The sequence below is a fragment of the Winogradskya humida genome (genome assembly GCF_016862215.1).
Lineage (GTDB): Bacteria > Actinomycetota > Actinomycetes > Mycobacteriales > Micromonosporaceae > Actinoplanes > Actinoplanes humidus.
Genome location: NZ_BOMN01000028.1, coordinates 69957 through 90768, shown reverse-complemented (window position 1 = coordinate 90768; position 20812 = coordinate 69957). Strand labels below are relative to the sequence as shown.

The 20812-nt window shown below is 70.1% G+C and carries 12 protein-coding genes; 5 read left to right on the top strand and 7 right to left on the bottom strand.

Features of this window, described 5'->3' with window-relative positions; all coding sequences use genetic code 11:
- Positions 1–143: 143 nt before the first annotated feature.
- From Ahu01nite_RS12120 to Ahu01nite_RS12110, 3 genes are all read right to left on the bottom strand, one after another.
- Positions 144–3227, bottom strand: coding sequence for a fibronectin type III domain-containing protein (locus Ahu01nite_RS12120; protein WP_203836578.1), 3084 nt, complete (start codon positions 3225–3227; stop codon positions 144–146).
- Positions 3228–3309: 82 nt separating this feature from the next.
- Complete coding sequence (locus tag Ahu01nite_RS12115) at positions 3310–4161, bottom strand: sensor histidine kinase (protein ID WP_203836577.1); 852 nt, start codon at positions 4159–4161, stop codon at positions 3310–3312.
- The gene (locus tag Ahu01nite_RS12110; protein WP_203836576.1) at positions 4145–6346 is read right to left on the bottom strand and encodes an ATP-binding protein; all 2202 of its coding nucleotides are present in this window, start codon (positions 6344–6346) and stop codon (positions 4145–4147) included. The genes Ahu01nite_RS12115 and Ahu01nite_RS12110 overlap by 17 nt, the downstream gene beginning before the upstream one ends.
- Before the next feature lie 150 nt (positions 6347–6496).
- Between Ahu01nite_RS12110 and Ahu01nite_RS12105 the strand changes: the two genes are divergently transcribed.
- The 5 genes from Ahu01nite_RS12105 (at position 6497) to Ahu01nite_RS12085 (ending at position 15286) form a co-directional block, all read left to right on the top strand.
- A complete protein-coding gene (locus tag Ahu01nite_RS12105; protein ID WP_203836575.1) occupies positions 6497–6778 on the top strand; it encodes a hypothetical protein in 282 nt (93 codons plus the stop codon).
- Positions 6775–7983, top strand: coding sequence for an acyltransferase family protein (locus Ahu01nite_RS12100; protein WP_203836574.1), 1209 nt, complete (start codon positions 6775–6777; stop codon positions 7981–7983). The genes Ahu01nite_RS12105 and Ahu01nite_RS12100 overlap by 4 nt, the downstream gene beginning before the upstream one ends.
- Before the next feature lie 42 nt (positions 7984–8025).
- Positions 8026–10344 (top strand): glycosyl hydrolase family 28-related protein, encoded by a 2319-nt coding sequence (locus Ahu01nite_RS12095; RefSeq protein ID WP_203836573.1) that lies wholly within the window; start codon positions 8026–8028, stop codon positions 10342–10344.
- A 98-nt stretch (positions 10345–10442) separates the two neighbouring features.
- Positions 10443–14216, top strand: coding sequence for a putative glycosyltransferase family protein (locus Ahu01nite_RS12090; protein ID WP_239158794.1), 3774 nt, complete (start codon positions 10443–10445; stop codon positions 14214–14216).
- A 119-nt stretch (positions 14217–14335) separates the two neighbouring features.
- Positions 14336–15286, top strand: coding sequence for a metallophosphoesterase family protein (locus Ahu01nite_RS12085; protein WP_239158793.1), 951 nt, complete (start codon positions 14336–14338; stop codon positions 15284–15286).
- A 311-nt stretch (positions 15287–15597) separates the two neighbouring features.
- Here the strand turns inward: Ahu01nite_RS12085 and Ahu01nite_RS12080 are convergent, their stop codons facing one another.
- From Ahu01nite_RS12080 to Ahu01nite_RS12065, 4 genes are read right to left on the bottom strand one after another with little or no spacing between them, the layout of a single operon-like run.
- The gene (locus Ahu01nite_RS12080) at positions 15598–17766 is read right to left on the bottom strand and encodes a serine/threonine-protein kinase (RefSeq protein ID WP_203836571.1); all 2169 of its coding nucleotides are present in this window, start codon (positions 17764–17766) and stop codon (positions 15598–15600) included.
- 22 nt (positions 17767–17788) lie between these two features.
- Positions 17789–18913, bottom strand: coding sequence for a glycosyltransferase family 4 protein (locus Ahu01nite_RS12075; protein ID WP_203836570.1), 1125 nt, complete (start codon positions 18911–18913; stop codon positions 17789–17791).
- Positions 18910–19719, bottom strand: a complete 810-nt coding sequence (locus Ahu01nite_RS12070; protein ID WP_203836569.1) for a glycosyltransferase family 2 protein — start codon at positions 19717–19719, stop codon at positions 18910–18912. Before Ahu01nite_RS12070 ends, Ahu01nite_RS12075 begins: the two co-directional genes overlap by 4 nt.
- A gap of 11 nt (positions 19720–19730) precedes the next feature.
- Complete coding sequence (locus Ahu01nite_RS12065; RefSeq protein ID WP_203836568.1) at positions 19731–20807, bottom strand: glycosyltransferase family 4 protein; 1077 nt, start codon at positions 20805–20807, stop codon at positions 19731–19733.
- Positions 20808–20812: the final 5 nt, after the last annotated feature.

Below are 20812 nucleotides of genomic sequence, written 5' to 3'. Positions count from 1 at the left end.
GGCCTGGACAGGCCACCGGGCCCACTCGGCCTGGACAGGCCACCGGGCCCACTCGGCCTGGACAGGCCACCGGGCCCACTCGGCCTGGACAGCAGGCAGGGCCGGAGCTCGTGAGCTCCGGCCCTGCTTCAGCTAGCGGTGGATCAGAACTTCTTGTTGAGGACGAAGGCCCAGTAGATGAGCGTCGTTGACTGTGCCTGGGTCAGGGCCGGCTTCTTGCCGATGCTGGCGAGCAGGACCCGGGCGATGTAGACCAGGAACTGGTGCTTGTTGAGGTTGGTGTCGAAGTCCTTGAGCGACGCGGCGCTCGCGGTGGGCAGGTACTGGTGGGTGAGCTGGATCAGCCAGGCGACCGTGGGCTCGACCGTGTAGGTGACGGTGACCGGGGCGGCCTTGTTGCCGGCCTTGTCGACGCCGCCGGCGCAGAGGATCGTGTGCAGGCCCTTGTCGTTGGTGGTGTGGGTGATGGTGGCGTCGGTGGCGATGCCCGAGCCGGTGTCGGTGGTGCGGCAGGACACCGCCGGGGTGGCCTCGGCGCCGTAGGCGGTGCCGCTGGCGGCGCCCAGGATCGTGGTGACCGGGGCGGTCTTGTCGACGTTCAGGCTGACCGTGGTGGTGGTGCTGTTGCCGGCCTTGTCGGTGGCGATGCCCGGGACGCTGATCTGTGCGCCCTCGGTGGTGACGGTGACGTCGGCGGGGCAGGTGGCGACCGCGGAGCCGTCGTCCGTGCAGGTGAACTTCACGGTCGGGGCGGCGGTGTACCAGCCGGCGTCGGTCTTCGTGCCGTCGACCGTCGCCTTGATCTGGGGGCCGACCAGGTCGACGCTGACCGTGACACCGGCGGTGGTGGCGTTGCCGGCCTTGTCGACCGCCGTGCCGGTGATCCGCTGGTTGGCGCCATCCTGGGTGACCGTCGCGTCGGACGGGCAGGTGGCCAGGCCGGAGCCCGTGTCGGTGCAGGTGAAGTGGACGGTCGGGGCCTTCTTGAACCAGCCGTCGGTGGTGGCGTCGCCGATGATCGCGGCGGTGATGGCCGGTGCGGTCTGGTCGACGTTGACGGTGGCGGAGGCGGTGGCGGTGTTGCCGGCGGCGTCGACCGCGGTGCCCAGGATCAGCTTGGCGGCGGTGTCGGCGGTGACCGGTACGTCGGCGGGGCAGTCGGCGATGCCGGCGCCACCGTCGTCGGTGCAGGTGAAGTGGACGGTCGGGGCGGTCTTGTACCAGCCGTCGGCGTTGGCGTCGCCCGACACCGTGGCGGTGATGACCGGCGCGGTCTGGTCGACGCTCACCTTGACGGTGGTGGTGGCCGAGTTGCCGGCCAGGTCGAACGTGGTGCCGGTGACGGCCTGGCCGATGCCGTCGGTGAGGACGGTGCTGTCGGCGGGGCAGCTGGCGATGCCGGCGCCGCCGTCGTCGGTGCAGGTGAAGTGGACGGTCGGGGCGGTCTTGTACCAGCCCTTGTCGTTCGCGTCACCGATGATCGACGCGGTGATGACCGGGCGGGCCTGGTCGAGGTTGAGCTCGACCGTGGCGGTGGCGGTGTTGCCGGCCACGTCGGTGACGGTGCCGACGACCTTGCGGCCGGAGTTGTCGAGGTTCAGCACCCGGTCGGCGGGGCACTCGGCGACGCCGGAGCCCACGTCGGTGCAGGTGAAGTGGACGGTCGGGGCGGTCTTGTACCAGCCGTCGGCGTTCGGCTCACCGATGATGGTGGCCTTGATGACCGGGGCGACCTGGTCGATGTTCAGCGTGACCGTGGCGGTCGCCGTGTTGCCGCCCTTGTCGGCAGCGGTGCCGGTGACCTTCTGGGCGATCGCGTTGAGCGTGACCGGGGTGTCGGCCGGGCAGGTCGCCAGGGCCAGGTTGTCGGCGCAGGTGTAGTGGATGGTCGGCGCCGAGGTGTACCAGCCGGCCGCGTTCTTGGTGCCGATGACCGTCGCCGAGATGGTCGGCGCGATCTGGTCGACGCTCAGCATCAGCGTGGTGGTCGTGGTGTTGCCAGCGGCGTCCACGGCGGTGCCGGTGAACCGCTGCAGCAGGCCGTCCTTGTCAGCGGTGATGTCGTCGGGGCACTTGGCCACGCCACCCTCGTCGGTACAGGTGAAGTGCACGGTGACCGGCGTCTTGAACCAGCCGTTGTTCGGCTTGGCCGACAGCGTCGTGGTGATGGTCGGCGGGGTGCGGTCCGAGCCGGTGCTGACCGTCGTGGTCGTGGTGGTCTGCGTCGGGTCCGGCGCCGGGGAAGAGGCGTCGGTGGCCGGCGTGCTCGCCGTGGGGGCCGGCGTCGGCGTCGCGACCGGGACCTGCGCGGTCCAGATCGGCACGGAACCGGTCGCCGCGCCGCTGCCGCCGTTCGCGTTGTACGCCTTGACCTCGATGATCCAGCTCTTGGCCGTGTCGAGCTTGAGCGTCCCGGACGTGGCGGACGCGTCCACCTTCAGCGAGCCGGTGATCTTGGACTCGCCATAGTTGACCAGGTAGTACGTCGGAGCCGGCCCGGTGGTCGGAGCGGTCCAGACGACCTCGACCGTGCCCGGCGTGTCCGCGCGGCGCTGCACGACCAGGTCGGTCGGGTTCGACGGCTTGAACGCGCTCATCGAGGCCTTGGCGGTGACACAGGAACCGAAGTCGTTGATCGCGGTGAGCGAGAGGCTGTAGGTCTTGGAGGCGTCGATGTTCTCGTACCGGAACGACGTGTTGAGGTTGGTCGTGTCGACCAGGACGACGTTGTCGGCGGTGCGGGTGAAGACGACGTGGTATCCGGTCACCGGGGTGTAGCCGGGGGAGGACGGTGTCTTCCACGACGCTGTGGCCGTGGTGCCGTCGTCCTCGCGACCGGTGACCATGCCGGCTGCGTATCCGGGTGCGAGAGGCTTGAGGGTCCAGCTGCTCGTGAGCGCGGTATTGCCGGCGGCGTCGGCCGCACCCACCTTGATCTTGTAGGTGGTGCACGGGTTCGGCGCGGCGACCGCGTAGGACAGCGACGTGGCCGGCACGCTGATCACCGTGTCCACGTCGTCCGCGAGCACGTCGACGACGTAGTGGTCGGCGTCGGCGACGGCCTTCCACGCCACGTTGATCTGGTGCACGTCGTCGGCCGCGCGGGCCACGCTCCAGCTCTTCGGTGCGGCGGGAGCCGCAAGTGCCGCCATGGGCGTGCCGACGGCGGTCGCCGCCACGCCCACCATTCCGGCGCCCACCAGGGTGAGCAAACGCCTCATGTTCATCTGGCCTCATCTCGTTCGAGCAATTCGACTGGTAGATCGGCCCGCTGTCTCAAGCCGGTCTCAAGCCGTGTTCTGGGAAAGATCAGGAGTGCGCGGAGCTCTTGAGCGCCGGTAGCTGGTCGCTGACGACGGCGACCGGGAGGGTGAACCAGATCCGCGCGCCGCCGCGGAAACCCGGGTCGGCGCCGATGCTGCCGCCGAGCCGTTCCACGATCCGCCGGCAGATGGTCAGGCCCAGACCGGTCCCCGGGTACGCGTCCGGGTGCGCCCGGTGCAGCTCCCCGAAGATCGCCTCGTGCTGCCCGTCCGGGATACCGACACCGTGGTCGGTCACCTCGACCCGCACCATGGCGTCCTCGCCCACCTCGGCCGCGATGTGTACGCGCGCCGGCTCCCCGGGCCGCACGTACTTCACCGCGTTGCCGAGCAGGTTCTCCATCAGCCGCCGCAGCATGCCGTGGTCGCCCTGGACCGGGGGCAGCGGCTCGCGGGTGATGTCCGGGACCGGTCGCGGACCGACGCCGGGGCGGGGCAGCTCCATGGCGCGATCGGCGACCACGTCGTCCACCAGGGCGGTCAGGTCGATCGCCGTCAGGTGCAGGCCGGCCCCGCGCACGGTGGAGTACGCGAGCACGTCGTCGATCAGCCGCGTCATCCGGTCGGTGCCCCGGTTGATCTCCGCGACGAAGTCGTCGTAGTCGTCCGGGCGCGGGTAGCCGACGTCGAGGTGGGTGAGCAGCTGGGCGTACCCGCAGATGCCCGCGAGGGGCGCCTTCAGGTCGTGGCTGATCTCCCGGGAGAAGGCCTCGAGGTCGGCGACGGAGCGGCTGAGCTCGCGCACGGTGCGCTCGAGCTCGGCGTTGCGCTGCCGCTCGCGTGCCAGTTCGGCGTGCACGTCCATCGCGGCGGCCGGCGTCTCAAAGTTGTGCGGCACGCTGTGCTCCTTCGTCCCCGGCGAGGTAGCCGGACATCACGCGGACCGTTCCGGCCACCGCGTTCTCCACGCTCTCGACCAGCCCGGCCAGCTCTTCCTCGCTGGTACCGGCGATCGCGTTCCGTTCGATCAGTGCGCACGCCTCGGCGAGCGGGTCCGCCCCCAGCAGCGCGCTGGACGACTTCAGCGTGTGCGCGGTGGCGCGCAGCGCGTCGTGGTCCCGGTTGCGCAGCGCGTCGGCCAGCGCCGTGCGCCGCCCGTCGAGCTGCGCGAGGAAGGTGTTCACGGTGATCTCGACCAGTGCCCGGTCCTCGAGCTGCTGCTCGAGTTCGTGCAGCTTGCTGAGGTCGACCGGGTCCGCCTGGGCTTCTTCCTCGGGTTTCGTGAGGTAGGGCTCCAGCGCTGCCCGCAGGTCGGGCAGCGTGATCGGCTTGCTGAGGTGGCCGTCCATCCCGGCGGCGAGACAGCGTTCCTTGTCGCCCTGCAGCGCCGTCGCGGTGAGCGCCAGGATCGGCGTCCGCGAGCCGGCGCCGCGGATGTGCCGGGTGGCTTCCAGCCCGTCCATCCGGGGCATCTGAAGATCCATCAGGACGACGTCGTACGCCGCCCCGCCCAGCACCTTCTCCGCGGCCTCGGCGCCGTCGGCCGCGGTGTCGCACTCGACGCCGAGCAGCTGGATCATCCGCTTGAACACGGTCCGGTTGACGTCGTTGTCCTCGGCGAGCAGTACCCGGCCGCCGTCGAGCTTCGGGACGGTGACGGGCGCGCCGCGTACGCCGGTGCGTTCCTGGTTGAGCGTCGCGACCAGCCGGGCCAGCACCAGGGGCGCGGTCAGCACGCCGGGTTTACGGACCAGGCCGGTGCGCGGGTCGGTGGTGCTGATCATCAGCGCCCGCCCGTTCGGGCCGAGCGCCTTCGTGACCAGCTCGGCCCGGTTCACCGCTTCCGGGTCGTGCGCGTCGTCGCACCAGATCACGGTGTCCACTCCGGACACGCCCGCGGTGACCTCGGCGAAGCGGGCCGGCGTGGGTTCGGCGCCCGCGCCGATCAGCATCCAGAGCATTGCCTGCTCGGAGCGGGGCGAGGGGGCGACGACCGCCACCCGGCGCCGGGCCAGCGGTGCCGGAGCCGATCGGCCGGCCTGCTCCGGAACGGGCTCGTAGGGCAGCCGGATCCGGAACTGGGAGCCCTCACCAGGCTGGGAGAGCACGTCGATGGCGCCGCCCATGCAGGCGACGAGCCGGGCGGCGAGCGCGAGCCCGAGCCCGGCGCCCTCGTGCCGGCGGTTCGCCGACGAGTCGGCCTGCACGAACGGCGCGAAGATCCGCCTGCGGTCCGGCTCGTCGATGCCGGGGCCGGTGTCGGCGACCGTTATCAGGTACGCGTCCGAGCCGTCGCGCGCGGCGGTGACCACGACCTCGCCGGAGTCGGTGAACTTGACGGCGTTGCCGACCACGCAGGTCAGCACCTGGCGGAGCCGGTCCACGTCGCCGAACACCGCCGTGGGCAGGTCCGGTGCGGGCGTGGCGAGCAGCAGGATCCGCTTGCTGCGGGCTTCCTGCTGGAGCGGTTCGATGACGCCTTCGAGCACCGGGCGCAGCGCCACCGGCCCGCGCTCGACCTCCAGGCTGCCGGTCTCGAGCCGGGCCAGGTCGAGCAGGTCGTCGGTGAGCGTCTTCAGCGCGTGCACCGAGCGGTGCACGTTGTCGACGACCTCGCGGACGTCCTGCTGCAGGTGCTGGGCACGCAGCAGATCCATCGTGGCGACCACGGTGGTGACCGGGGTCCGGATCTCGTGCCCGAGCAGCGCCAGGAACTGCGACTTGGCCTCGGCTGCTCCGTCGCCCTCCGAGCGTGACTGCTCCACGCTTACGAGCCGACGCGGAGAACCGCAGTCACTCTCCAGGTACGCGACCCGCAGCATGCTCCCGTCGCACTTGCACGGCAGCTCGGTGGCCGGATCCGCGCGGGTCATCGTCCGGACCGCGGACAACAGCTCCTCGTGGGCCGGGCAGCTTCCCGATGCGTGGGCCGGGCAGCTTCCCGACGCCGTGGCCAGCACGGCACCCTCGGGGGACAACGGTGGCGCCCATCTGCCGTTGGCGACCAGGACACGACCATCCGTGTCCACGATCGCCGCCGGCCCGGGCAACGCCTCGACCAGCGTGCGTGCCGCAAATCCCATGCGCTGACCTTTCGGGGAGCAGGCCCTTCGGGGGAAGGTCCGTGCCATGAGACTCGGGCGTCCCGGTCATCGACTGAGGCAGCTTCCGGTAGCGAGTTGGTTGCATTCGGTAAACCTCAAGCCGTGGCCGTCTCCGCCGATGGGTGAGTCATGCAGACCCGGCACCGGCATCGCCGCCGGCTCGCGCTGACGGCGCTGGCCGACCGGATCTGGCGGCTGCCCCTCGGCCTGGCGGCGGCGACGTTCGCGATCTGCGGGCCCGCGCACGCGCTCGGGCACACCGACTTCGTCTACTACGCGGTCCTGATCGGCCTCGCGCTGAGCGGGTTCGCCCTGCCCTTCGGCCTCATCGGCCTCCGCCACCAGCCCGCAGCCGGGGCCGGCGGCGGCGAGCCGGTCCACGCCGATCCCCCCGGAGGAAGCGCTCGATGACCCACGCCGTTCGCACCCCTGACGGCGTCGCGGCACCCCCGCGGCGTGGCCCGCACCGGTCGCTGAACGCACTGCGTACGGTCGCTGCGGTCCTTGTGGTCATCTACCACCTGCGGACCCTGCTGTTCGTGCCGGAGGCCGACGGCCTGCTCAACAAGATCCTCTACACGGTGACCGGGCTCGGGCCCGCCGCGGTGGTGGTCTTCTTCGTGCTGAGCGGCTACTGGGTCGGCGGTAGCGTGCTCTCCGGCTTCCGCCAGGACCGTTTCCGCTGGTCGACCTATGTCACCGCGCGGCTGAGCCGGCTCTGGATCGTGCTGGTCCCGGCGATCGCGCTCACCGCGCTGCTGGACCACCTCGGCCTCGCGCTGCTCCCGCACACCTCCATCTACCTGGGTGACATCGCCTACCACCACACGGTGCCGGCGGGTGACCTGGCCGGACGCCTCGACGCCGGCACAGCGCTGGGCAACCTGGCTTTCCTGCAGACCATCGCGCTGCCGACGTACGGGACAAATGCCTCACTATGGTCGCTTGCCTACGAGGCCGCGTTTTACGCGATCTTCCCGCTCGCTCTGTACGCCTGGAAGGGCCACGGACTCGGCCCTCGCCTGTTCAACGGCGCCCTCGCCGTCGCCATCTGCGTACTGGTCGGACCGAAGGTGCTCATGTACCTGCCGGTGTGGCTGATGGGGGCGGTGGTGGCGATGTTCCGCACGCGGATCGGAGCCTTCCTCGACGCCCGCAGCGCCGCACACCTGGCCACGGCCCGCGCCGGCGCCGTTGTCCTGGTCGCGGGCGCGATGGCCGCCACCCACGCGAGCTACAGCGGACGCAACGTGCTGCTGCTCGCCGGCACGACCACACTGCTGCTGATCGTCCTCGTCCGCGACGTCGCCTGGTCCGGGCTGCCGGGGCGCGTGCTCACCGCAGTCTCCGCGTACGCCGAATCGTCGTACTCCCTCTACGCGATCCACCTCCCGATCGCCGCGATGACCGCCGCCCTCCTGACCCCGGCCGTGACCAACCGCTGGGCACCCACGGCGGCGCACTGGCTGACCCTGCTCGCGCTCACCGCCGTACTCGTGGCCATCGGCTGGGCCTTCGCCTGGTGCACCGAGCGTCACACCGACCGCCTCCGCAAAGCCGCCGACCGCTTCATCAGGTCCGGCACCCACCGCGCCCGCGTCCAGGGCCCGTCATAGGAGAAGCATTTGCCGAAGTCCCCCCGCTCCGCCGTTCTAGGTATGGCACTGCTTTCCACCCTTGCCACCCAGGTGGTCTTCACCTCCGCCGGCCAGGCCGCAAACCCCGCGGCCGCCGGTTACTCGCTCACCCCGGCCTTCGGTGACCCGACGCTGACCGCCGCGGACTGCGCGGCCGACCCGTCATGCGTCGTGGCCACGATTCCTCGCGGGAACGGCCTGGACGACTGGTCCGCCCTGACCGCGTCGATCGCCACGGCGGCGGGAAGGGCGACCTCGGCCCAGCCGGCGACCGTCTTCCTGCCGGCCGGTGTCTACTCGCTGACCAGGCCGCTGCGCCTGCCCCCGAACGTCAACCTGCGGGGCAGCGGCATGACCGCGACCACGCTGACGATCGCCGCGGGTAGTCACCCCAACTTCAACTACTCCTTCCTCGTACGCCCGGACGACACCACCGTCGCGAACAGCACCAACCTCGTCGCCGATCTCGCGGTGAACGGAAACTGCAAGGTGGGCGCGGGTCTCACCGGCGACGCGGTGCTTCCCTCGGCGACATGTGACCACGGCGCGGGCGACAGCGCGGGCGGTGGCATCAAGACCGGCGACCGGTGGACCGTGGAGCACGTGCGCTTCACCAACCTCGAGTACTTCAAGCTGTGGGTGAACAGCACCACCGGCGTTCGGATCCTGGACAACCGGTTCGACAACCTGGGCGGTTCGGGGTCGGGCGCCGAGGACAACATCGGTGGAGGTGGCTTCGCGAGCGACACGGTGGTGACGGGCAACCAGTTCGACGCCACCGAGCGCGGCAACAGCCTCGACTTCACGAACGCGCGGGGGCTCACGTTCACGCGCAACGTCGTCTACACCGACCCGGCGATGCTCGCCCGCTACGACCGGGACGACAACGGCTCGCTCTACCTGGAGGCGGTGACCGACTCCACGATCACGGACAACGTCTTCACCGGTGGCCACATCGTGCTCAAGAGCAACGCCGGTTACACGCCCACCGGCAACAACAAGAACGTCACCAACCCGGCCCGCATCGTCGTACGCGGCAACCGCATCACCGCCTCCTACGGCGCGGGCATCACCGTCACCTACACCGACTATCTCGACGCCGACGGCACCACCGGCCGCGTCGACGGTGCGGTGGACGCCTCGGACACCACCAACCACACGCTCTGGTCGGGTGGCGGCAACGTCATCTCCGACAACGTGATCGACAGTCCCGCGGAGTCCGGTGTGCTGGTCTACGGCTGCTATGAGGCGGCCAAGAGCGTGGCCGACACGATCGCCGGGAACACGGTCAGCAACGCGGGCACGGATGGCTCCAGCAGCTACAGCACGGGTTGCGGCACGTTCGAGACGGTCGGTGTCGGGCTCTCGATCGGTAAGGGCGACGGCGTCTACGGCAACGTGGCCACGGGTGCCGCCGGTTCTCCGGCGGTGTCCGGTGCCTGGTACGGGATCCAGATCGGCTCGCGTACGGCCAAGACCGTTCCGACCGGCACGGTTCTCACCGACCCCACGGGCGTCTATCCGGCGAACCGCTCCGACAGCGTGATCGTCGGCCCGTACCGGTACGGCCGGGGCACCCCCGAGTCCCCGGTCGTGGAGACGGGTGTGCGTACGCCCGGAGGCGCCGCGCTGACCTGGCGTGAGTCGACCGCGCTCAGCGGGGTCCCGGTCGTCGGCTACCGCGTCTACCGCGCCGGCGCCCTGGTCGCTGATCTGCCGGTGGGCAGCGTCACGATCCCCGGCAACCTGATGTCCGAGGAAGCCGCCACCCTCGAGACGGGCCTCGGCGGGTGGACTGCCGTCGCCAAGTCGACGGTCTCCCGCACGACCGGCGTGGCAGCACCCGGCGTCGGTGCCTCGTCGCTGGCGATCACGGCGGGCGCGGCCGGGCAGATCGGTGCGAACGGCCCGATGACCCCGGTGACGCCCGGCCAGACGTACACGGCGGTCGCCTCCTATCGCGCCGGCGCCCAGGCGACCGCGCGTAAGGCTCGCACCGGCGTGGTGTGGCTCGACGCCTCCGGCACGGCGGTCTCGTCGCGTCTCTTCACCGCCAACACCGCCACCGTCGACGCCACGGACCGCTGGACCACCAGCTCGTTCACCGCGCAGGCGCCGGCGGGAGCGGCGTACGCCCGGGTCATCTCGGCCATCGACAGCGCCGCAGCCGGCGAGATCCACCTGATGGACCGGATCGGCCTCGTCGCCGGCGCGGCCACAGAGGGCTGGACCGACCCGGCGACGCCCACAGGCCCCACGACGTATCAGGTCGTGGCGGTCCAGAGCACGAGCATCTCGGGCAGCGAGTACTCCATCCCGGTAGGCGTGCGGGTGGGCTGAGCGATCACCGCGGCGCCGTCCTGCCTCAGGATGGCGCCGCCCTGGTCGATCAGGACAAAGGGGTCTAATGACGGCTCCCGCCGGGTCGGGAGGGGGTCGTGGTGCGGTTGCTGCGACGCCTCCTCTTCGACGCGTCCTTTCCGCGTCCGACGCTGGTGGCCGCGCGGCCGTACCTGATCGTGCTGGCGCTCAATGCGTTGATCGTGAGCCGGTGGTTCCGGACCGGGACGTTCATCGCGGCCGGGGACATGGGTGCGTTCATCCGGCGGGGGTGGGCGCCTGAGGTGAACTGGGCGTGGAACCACCAGACCACCGGTGCCGGATCGGCCGGTTACACGATGGTCCGGGCGTTCGAGTTCATTCTCATCTGGTGCTGCCGGACGGTGGGGCTGACCGAGTACTCCGCCCAGTGGCTGTTCTACATCTGCATCTACGGGCTCGTCGGCTTCGGGGTGGCGTACCTCGCCGGGGCGTTTGTGAAAAACGAGTTCGCGATCGTCGCGGCCGGCGCGTTCGGGCTGCTCAACGGGTTCTTCCTGACCCGGTTGCCAAACCCGCTGAACGTCATCTCGGTGGGCTCGGTCGCCTTGATCACCGCGATCGCGATGCGGGTGGCGCAGGGTCGCCGGATCCCCACCCCGATCGCCGGCTTCGCGTTGATGCCGACCTCGTTCCTCTCCTTCAATCCACCGATGCTCGTGGTCGCGTACGCGTGGGCTGTCGGCGGAACCCCGCTCCTTGCCGCACTTGTCCTCGGCCGGCAATCCGCCTGGCGGTTGTTGAAGTGGTTTGCTTTCGCCTCGCCGTGGGCGCTGCTGCTGAACGCCTACTGGCTGGTCCCACTCGCGCAGAGCTTCACCGGCGGTGGTGGCGCCGCCGCGAACGCCACGTTCACCGACCCGACGAACTGGTCCTGGTCGCAGGTCAACAACCTGCCGCCGAACATCCTCACGATGGTCGCCAACTGGGCGTGGTTCCGCCCGCAGTATTTGCCGTTCGCCTCGGACCTGGACCGCCCGTGGTGGATCTGGATCCGCTATCTGCTGCCCGCGCTGGTGTTCCTGGCCCCGATCCTCGCCCCGCGCCGGCTGCGCAGGGTCGCGTTCGGGCTGATCTTCCTCATCCTGATCTTCGTCTTCCTGGCGAAGGGGCTGCGGCCGCCGGTCAACAAGATCAACCTGTGGCTCTACATCCACGCGCCGGGCTTCTGGCTGTTCCGCGAGCCGATGAGCAAACTCGGGCAGCTGCTCATCTCGTTCTTCGGGGTGATGCTCGCGATCGGGGTCGAGGGCATGGCCCAGCGGCTGCGAACGTGGCCGCTGACGCGGGTGCCGGGCTGGATGCAGCGCATCGGGTACGCGGGGACGGCGGTGCCGCTGCTGCTCGTCCTCGCGTACCCGTATCCGCTCTACACGGGTGGGGTGATGCCGGACGAGCGGCCGACGCAGCCCTCCACCCACGTCCGCGTCGCGCAGGAGTGGTGGGACATGGCGGCCCACATCGACGCCGACGACCGCCCCGGCAAGGTCCTCGTGCTGCCCCTCGACGACTACTACCAGATGCCCACGACCTGGGGCTTCTTCGGCGTCGACAGCATCGCGAACCTCCTCATCGAGCACCCCGTCGTGCAGCCCAAGCCGGACGGCTACTTCGGTGACTCGGCCGGATTCAGCGCCGACGTGCACGCCGTCGAGACCGCATTGCTGGCGGGTGACCTGGAGCCCGTGCCGAAGCTGCTCGACGCGATCGGGGTCAGCCGCGTCATCATCCGCCACGACCTTCTGCGCGGGCTGCCGAACCGGTACTTCGCCGACGACCGGATCCTCTCCGACGCCATGGCCAAGGTGCCGGGCTCGAAGCTCGACATCGACGGAACGCTGGACCTGTGGGAGTTCAACGGCGGGATCAGCCAGACCGTGCGTACCTATGATCGGGTCCTTGACGCCCCCGCACGGGCCGCGGCCAGCGCCGCCGCGATCGGCACGGTCGACACCCGCACCGCGATGGCCGCCCGGGTGGACACGTCGGTCGCCGCGACCAGTCCCCAGGTGGACCGGACCGCGGTGGTCACCCCCGACGTCGTGCACTGGCCGGTGCCCGCGGTCGACAAGGGCTCACCCACCGCGACCGTCGAGATGGCCGCGGGCACCTACACGGTCGGCCAGCGCGCCCGGGCCGCGGCAGTGCTCGACCCCCACGTCGACACCGCCCGCAACCGCCTCATCCTGCGCGACCCCACGGTGGTGAAGGTCGACGGCAAGGCCGTCTCCAGCCGTCCCGACCTGGTCGTCCCGATGCCGGCCGGCCGGGACATCCTCGCGATCCGCAGCGGTACGCGCACCGTCTCCCTCGACGCGCCCGCCGGCCTCTCCACGCCCGCCATCCAGGTGGGCTCGGCGACGAAACTGACCCTCTTCGCCGCCGCCAAGAAGCCCGCCGACGTCACCGGCTACTCCGACGTCTTCGACTGCAACAACTACGAACCGCGCCCCTGGGCCATGCTCGGCCTGACCCAGAAGATCACCAGCGGCACCGTACGCCTGAGCGCGCTCGACCACGCCGCCTGCACCCGCGTCGTCATCAACAAAGCCACGTCCGGCAAGGTCTTCCGGATCCGCCTGCAATACCGGCACGTCACCGGCGCCCGCCCGCAGATCTGTCTCTGGCAGGCCGGTGCGGCCGGCTGCGAACTCGCCTCCCGCCCGGTCCTCGACGACAAATGGACCTGGTACGAACGGGTCGTCACGATGGACGGCCTCGCCGACGAGCTCCAGGTCATCCTGCACGCCGACGTCGGCGAACGGCTCAAGCCGAAAACCGTCGCCGAATACCGCAACCTGCGCATCGACGCCCTGGAGCCGGTCGTCACCAAGACCATCTGGCCGCCTGAGATCCCGTCGACAACCGTGAAGGTCACCGCAGGTGAGCATGAGCTGCGCGTCGACGGCGGTCTCTCCGGCTCGGTGCTGGCGCCGTTCGAACCGCTGGAGGACTGCTTCCGCTACGACGACGAGACCTCCGACCAGGCCGGGCTCGCCGCCGAGTCCCAGATCGGCCCGGACGGCGAAACGACCTACACCCTGAAAGCCGTCCGCCACCTGGCCTGCATCGGCTCCCAGGCCAGCGACGTCGGCGCGGCCTCGCTCTACGAGTTGTCGCTCGAAGCCCGCAGCGTCGCGGTCCGGAACCCCAAATTCTGCCTCTACCTGCGCGGCCCGGACCTGTGCCGGACCCTGCCCTACGTCGCCGCCTACAACGGCTGGACCTCGTACCAGGCGCTGATCCCGCCGGACCCCAACGCGGTCGAGACCAGGCTTTATCTGTACGGCCTCCGCGACCTCGAAGGCACCAAACAATCCCAGGTTGAATACCGGGGTGTACGCCTCCGCCCGCTCGCCACTCCGAACGCGGTCGTCATGGTCCGCCAGACAACCCCCGAGCCCAAGACCACAGTGGACTGGAAGAGGCTCAATCCGACCCAGTTCAACGGTACGGTCGCCTCGTCCACGCCCACCCTGGTCGCGTTGGCCGAGAACACCGCCCCTGGTTGGATGCTGACCGGCGTCCCCGGCGCTGAGAAGGTCGCCGTTCAGGGCTGGATGACCGGCTGGAAACTCCCGGCGGGCGGCGGGACGTTCCAGATGCGGTATGCGCCGGCGAAGATCGCGCGGTATGCGTACTACCTGCTGCCTGTTGGTGTGGTCGGGTCGCTCGCCTTCATGTACCTGGTCAGCCTTCCCGCCGGTCACCCCGGCACCTGGAGGATGCGCCATCGTCGCCGCGGCCGGCTCTTTCATCTTGCTGCGCGGCTCATATCGCGGTTTGCCGTGCGGCCTCTCTCGCGTCTGCGGGGTCTCTTATGGCGCAGATGAACCTTCCGCCGGAGCCTTCGTCGCAGCCTTCGTCAGGGCTTCCGTCGCGAATTCCGTCGCGGCTTTCTTCGTGGCTTTCGTTCCGGCTTTCGTTCTGGCGTAAGCGGATCGTGATCGCGGTGTTCGCGGTGATCATCGTGATCGTGGCGCTGCTGCTCGTGCGTTGCGGAACCGCGCAACCGGCGACGGTGCGGGTGGTCGCGGTCGGTGACATGGACTGCGACCCGGCCGACCCCGACATGACCAGGACCGCCAAGGAGGACGGAGACCACTGCCGGCAGAAGTCGGTCTCGGACCTCGCGGTGGCGCTCAACCCGGCCTACCTGCTCGGCCTCGGCGACTTCCAGTACGAACTCCCCAAGACCGACGCGTACAGAACGATCTACGGTCCGTCGTACGGGCGGCTGCTGAACCGCACGATCCCCGTCTTCGGCAACCAGGAATACAAGATCCAGGACGCCAACACGTTCACGGCGTACTTCGGTAACCGCATCAAGGACAAGAGGGGCTACTGGTCGGAGAAGGCCGGAAAATGGCACGTGCTCGTGCTCAACTCGAACTGCTCGGCGGTCACCGGCGGCTGCGGCACCGGATCGCCGCAACAGGAATGGCTGGTCGAGGATCTCAAGGCCAACAAGACCAAATGCGTCCTCGCCGCCTGGCACCACCCCCGCTGGTCAACAGGCATCAACGGCCCCGACCCCCGAGCCGCCGACCTCTACAAAACCCTCTACGACTACAAGGTCGACCTGGTCCTGTCAGGCCACGAGGCCGACTACGAACGCTTCGCCCCCCTCAACCCCGACGGCACCCCCGACCCCCACGGCATCCGCCAATTCGTCATAGGCACCGGAGGCCAAGCCCACTACCGCCCCGCCCCCAACGACGACACCCACGACGAACAGGGCAACCCTGTCTCAACAGCAGGCCGCCCCGCCAGCGAATACGTCGACTACGACCACCACGGCGTCCTGGCCCTCGAACTCAGCCCCGACTCCTACACCTGGAGCTTCCACCCCCTCGAAGCCGACTCCGCAGTCACCGACACCGGCTCCGCCAAGTGCTACTGACGCTCGAAGGCATCAGGGCATGGCAGACCAGCTGGGACTAACCGCCCCGGACTGAGGACGAAATGTTGCGCGGGGCGTTGGAATGCGACAACTTTCTGCGGCAGAGTTCGTCAAGTCTGGGGAATCGTGTCTGACGGCAAAACATATGTTTCCCAGTCAGACGTGATTGGTCCGCGCTTGACACCTGAGGCTGCAGAAGGTTGCGGCATTGCGCGTTTCGGCGCAACTTCGTGCCCGTGGTTATGGTACAGCCGAGGTGATGAAATCGATGCTGCCGACAGTTGCCCGAGCGGGGTCAGCTGGGGGCGGGGTCAGCTGGGGGCGGGGAGGGTCCAGGTGGGGCTGCCGTTGCAGTCGATCATGCCCATGCCGGAGCCCTGGTCGTCGTCGCCGATGGTGAGGCAGAGGCCGGTTTCGGGGTTGTAGAGGGTGCCGTCGGTGTCCTGTTTGAATTGCTGGGGGAGGGATTCGTCGCAGGGGGCCACTCGGGTGCGGTTGTTGGCGTTGGCGCTGTCCTGGCCGGCGTCCATGCAGAGGTCGCCCTGCTGTAGGCCGTTCGAGGAGGTGTAGGTCCAGTTCTGGGCGTCGCTGCCGTTGCAGTGGGCGACCTTGACCTTGGCCTGGGGAGCGGCGTTCTTCGGCATTTCGGCGCAGAGGCCGCTGCCGTTCATGGAGAGGTTTTTGCCGTTGCTGACGTTGGTGGGCGGCTCTTCCTCGTCCGGCTCGTCCTCGTCCTTGTCTTCGTCCTCGGTCTTTTCCGGGGTCGGTTTGGTTTTGGTCGGGGTGGCTTTTTTGGTGGTCTTGGTGGCGCGGGGGGTCGGGGATGTTGCCGCGGGGAGGTTTGCTGCCGTGTTCTGGTCGGGGTCGTCGCCGCCGCCGAGTTTGGTCAGCATCACCACGACGAGCACGAGGATCAGGACGCCCAGGCCGCTGAGCAGGGCTACCGATTTGGGGCCGAAGCGGCCGCCCGGGGATGTCGAATCGGAGCGGTCGTCGATGCCGCCCGGGTAGCCACCGCCCGACCCGCCGCGCGAGCCGCCGCCGCCTGAGCTGTAGGCCGGCTCGGGGTCGTAGTTGGTCGTGGTGTTGAAGCGGCCCGAAGGCGCAGGCGCGGGGACAGAAGCCTTACCCGTCCCGAACTGCCCGCTGACCGGAGCCGCCGCCCGCCCACCACCCTGCGCAGGCATCCGCGCAGTCCCCGACATCGGCCGGCCAGCCTGGCCCATCCCCGCCTGGCCCATGCCCGCCTGGCCCATGCCCGCCTGGCCCATGCCCGCCTGGCCCATGCCCGCCTGGCCCTGCCCCGGCTGGTTCGGACCGGGCTGGCCGAAGCCCTGCCCCGGCTGACCCTGCCCCGGCTGGCCCTGACCTGGGCGAGCCTGGCCGGACGGAGGCTGACCTTGCCGGAATTGTCCGGAAGCGGATCCGGAGTAGGCCTGCCCGGAAACAGGCTGGCCGTAAGCGTTCTGCCCAGAAGCAGGACCAGAACCAGCCTGGCCGTAAGCGCCCTGGCCGTAAGCGCCCTGGCCGGGAACGCCCTGGCCGGGAACGGGCTGGCCGGGAGCGGCAGCGCGGCCCGGGAACGGCTGGCCGGGACGAGAGCCCGTGCCGCCACCCTGAGCGGGCATGACGCTGGTCCGGCCGGCAACAGCGCCACGCGGCGCGGGTGGAGCGACCGGGGCCCGGCGGTGGCAGGCGTCGATGATGGCTTCGGGGGTGGGGCGCTGGGTGGGGTCGGCGGCGATGCAGGCGCGGATGAGGGCGGCGAGGCCGGGGTCGACGCCCGGGAGGTCGATTTTGCCGTCCATGGTTCGCATGCTGATCGCGGTGAACGTGCCCGTGCCGAACGGGGGCCGCGCGGTGGCGACGAAGCCGATGGTGACGCCGAGGGCGAACACGTCCGCGGCGGGGCCGACCGTGTTGGTGGTCAGGGTCTCGGGGGCGGTGTAGCCGGGGGTGCCGACCGCATAGCCGACCTGCGTCAACCCGGTCTGTTCGGTGCCGCGGGCGATGCCGAAGTCGATGAGCTGCGGGCCGGTGGCGGCGAGGATGATGTTCTGCGGTTTGAGGTCGCGGTGGCAGACGCCGTGCTGGTGGATGTCGGTGAGGCCTTCGGCCAGCGCGGCGAACATGCCGTAGCAGGCGTCGGTGGAGAACGGGCCGTTGTCCAGGACCGAGGCGTGCAGGGTCGGGCCGGGGACGTATTCGGTGGCCAGCCAGTACGGTGCCTGGTCGACCTCGCTGTCGATCAGCGCGGCGGTGTACGCACTGCGTACGGTGCGCAGGGTTTCGACTTCGCGGCGGAAGCGGGCGAGGGATTCGGCGTTGTTCTGGAAGTTCTCGTGGATCACCTTGACCGCGGCGGGGCGCCCGCCGGGGGAGAGTCCGAGGTAGACGCTACCCATGCCACCGGCGCCGAGCCTCCCGGTGAGGCGGTAGCGGCCGATGGTGGTCGGGTCTGTCGGCTGCAGAGGCTCCACAAGATCATGGTGCCATAGCCACCTATGAGTACGCGGCGGCGGTCACGGCGGCGGCCCGGTCCCAGCCGAGGTTGTCCCGGACGGAGCGCAGTCCGGCTTCCGCGTAGCGCCGCCAGCCCACCTCGTCCCGCAGCAGCTCAGCGATGGCGTAGGCGAGTGCGGCCGGGTTCGCCGGGGGCACCGCGACGCCGTTGACGCCCGGTTCGAGGACGGCGCGGACGCAGGCGACGTCGGTGGCCACCACGGGCAGGCCGACGCTCATCGCCTCGGCCACGGCCATCGCGGGCGGTGACGTCGTGTAGTCGAACTTGAACGGCCATGTGCCGATCTGGGCCTCGGCGAGCTCCGCCAGCAGGTCCGGCACCGGCTCGGTGACCACGGTGACGCCGGCCATCGAGTCGGCGCGGGCCAGGATCGCCGGCAGTTCGGGACGCGGGATCAGCAGCAGCCGCAGCCGCGCGTCCGGCACCTTCTCGCGGATCAGTGGCCAGGCGGCGAGAAGGGTGTCGAGGCCCCGCACGGTTTCCGCGCGGCCTGCGAAGACGACGGTCGGTTCCGTGGACGCGAAGTGGGCGCGGCGATCGTCGGTGGGCGCGCCGGAGGGCAGCCGGGTGACCGTGAGGCCGGCCCGGCCGCTCAACCGCGACGCCACCCGCGGGTCCGGCGTGAGCACAGTGGACACACCCGCGCGGTGCAGGGCGGCCGTCGCGAGCGAGGCGGGGAGCAGGGTGGTCAGGGCGACGCGCGCCTGCAGCACGTTCGAGGAGCGCATCTCGGCCAGGGTGGCCCGGCGCCAGGTCGCAGGACCGGGAACAGTCGGCCACGCGTACGCCGTGAGCACGGTCCGATACGGCTTCAGCACCGCCATCGCCGCCTGCAACGGCCCCAACGCCCCGGCATGCAGGTGAACCACGTCGGGCTGGATCCGCGCGAGCACGCCGGCCAGCGCGGCCGTCCGCCCGAGAGGGAAGCTGGCCACCGCACCGCCGAGCTCGTCGACGCCCGCGAAGACCGAGGCGCCGTCGTGCGCGCGGGACGTCACCAGATAGTGGCTTCCGGGCACGCGAGACGCCGTTTCCGAGACCGTGCGCCCCATCGCCTCGTGCGCGGAATACTCGGCGATGAGGTGCACGATGCGCCGGCTCATGTACGGCTGCCGGCAGAGGACGTGCGGCTGTCGCGGATGCCGAGGAGGAGTCCGGCCGCTTCGGTGGCCTTGAGGGTGACCAGCCCGGCTGTCAGCACGGGGTGGCGCAGGAGGGCACCTGGTTTGCGTACCAAAGCTGTGCGGGTGAATTTGCTGTTTGAATCGTCATGCATGCTCACATATTGGTCGATCCAGCGGCCGTAGTAGCGCTTCTTCGCGAAGGTCGCCCGCAGCTGGATCCGGCCCTCGTCGTGCCAGATGTACGCGGCGACCCGGCCCAGCTCGGTCTTCTCCTTGGTCCGGTCGGCGAGGTCCCAGTCCTCGGCGGCGGTCAGGTTCTCGTCCCAGCCGCCGATCTCCTCGATCAGCTCGCGCCGGAACGCGCGCGGGGATTCCACGGCCGCGTCGCCGACGTAGAGGCTCTTCTCCAGCTGCCGGCAGCTCGCCAGGAAGCCCTCGCCGAACGAGCGCTCTGGGATGATCAGCGCGCCGATCTCGGGGTGAGCGGTGAACTGCTCCTCGATCTCGGTCGCGATGTGCGGTTCGAGGACCATGTCGGAGTCGATGAAGACCACGACGTCGCCGGTGCTGCACTTGGTGCCGTGGTTGCGCTGCGCGCTGCGTTCCGGGCCCCACTGCACGACCTGGTCGGCGAAGCGCTCGCCGATCGCCACGGTGGTGTCGGTGGAGCTGTTGTCGATGACCAGCACCTCGACGTCGGGGTGCGTCTGGTTACGCAGCGAGCCGAGGCAGGCGGCGAGCGTACGCGCGTTGTTGCGGGTGGGCACCACAAAGCTGATCTTCACGACACCATTCCTCAGGCTGCTCGGGCGTGCTCGTCGACGGCGGACAACAACTGGGTGGCGACGTCGTCCCAGGAGTGGGCGCCGCCGAACGGGACGGGGGCGAACGGGCGCCGCTGCCACGTGGGGAGCAGGTCGCTCAGCCAGCGGGCCAGCGCGTCGGGGCTCGGTGGCACGACGACACCGCCGGCGGCGAGGGTGGAGTCGCGCAGGCCCGGGACGTCGTACGCGATGGTCGGCGTACCCAGAGCGGCGGCCTCGGTCACCACCAGGCCCCAGCCCTCCCGCACGCTGGTGGACACGTGCACGTGGGCACGGGCCATCAGATCGTGCTTGACGCCCTCGCTGACCCGTCCGAAGAACTCGACCCCGGCGGGCCGGGCGGCGCGCAGCTTGTTCAGCAGCGGGCCGCCGCCGATCATCCAGAGCTGCAGGTCCGGGATCTCGCGGCGGGCGATCGCAACCGCGCGCAGCACGTCCCACGGGCGCTTGTAGCTGACCATCCGCCCGCAGAACACCACCGTGGGCCGCTCCTCCTTGACCACGGGCCTGGTCAGCGCAGGCGGCTCGTAGCCCTCCGGCACGACGGTGACGTCCTGCGCGCCGAAGCGGGCCAGCGCGTCACGTGTCGACTCGGAGACGGCGAGCACCGGGGCCGCGGCGAGCCGGTGCAGCCAGCGTGGTTCCAGGGCGAGCCGGCCGAGGTGCGCCACGACCGGCGGGGCGTTGTGGTGCCAGATCTCCTCGCAGGTCTGGTGGACCAGCGCGACCGTACGCGTCCCGTCGTCGACCCACTCGTGCGCCATGAACGGCACGGTGTTGGTCTCGTCGATGACAACGTCGAAGTTGCCCCGCCCGCACCGGTCCCACCAGCGCCGTGCTTCCCGGTAGACGGTGAACCGGCTCCCGGCGCGGATCACCCTGTACCCGTCGATCGTCTCCACCGCGGGGCGACCGGCGACCGCGGCGGCGAACAGCGTCACCTCGTGGCCCGCTGCAACCCAGCGCCGCAGCACCTGCTCGGTGTAGACCTCGGCGCCGCCGGCCGCGGGGTGGGCCAGGTCGCGCCAGTTCAGGACAAGGATGCGCACAACAA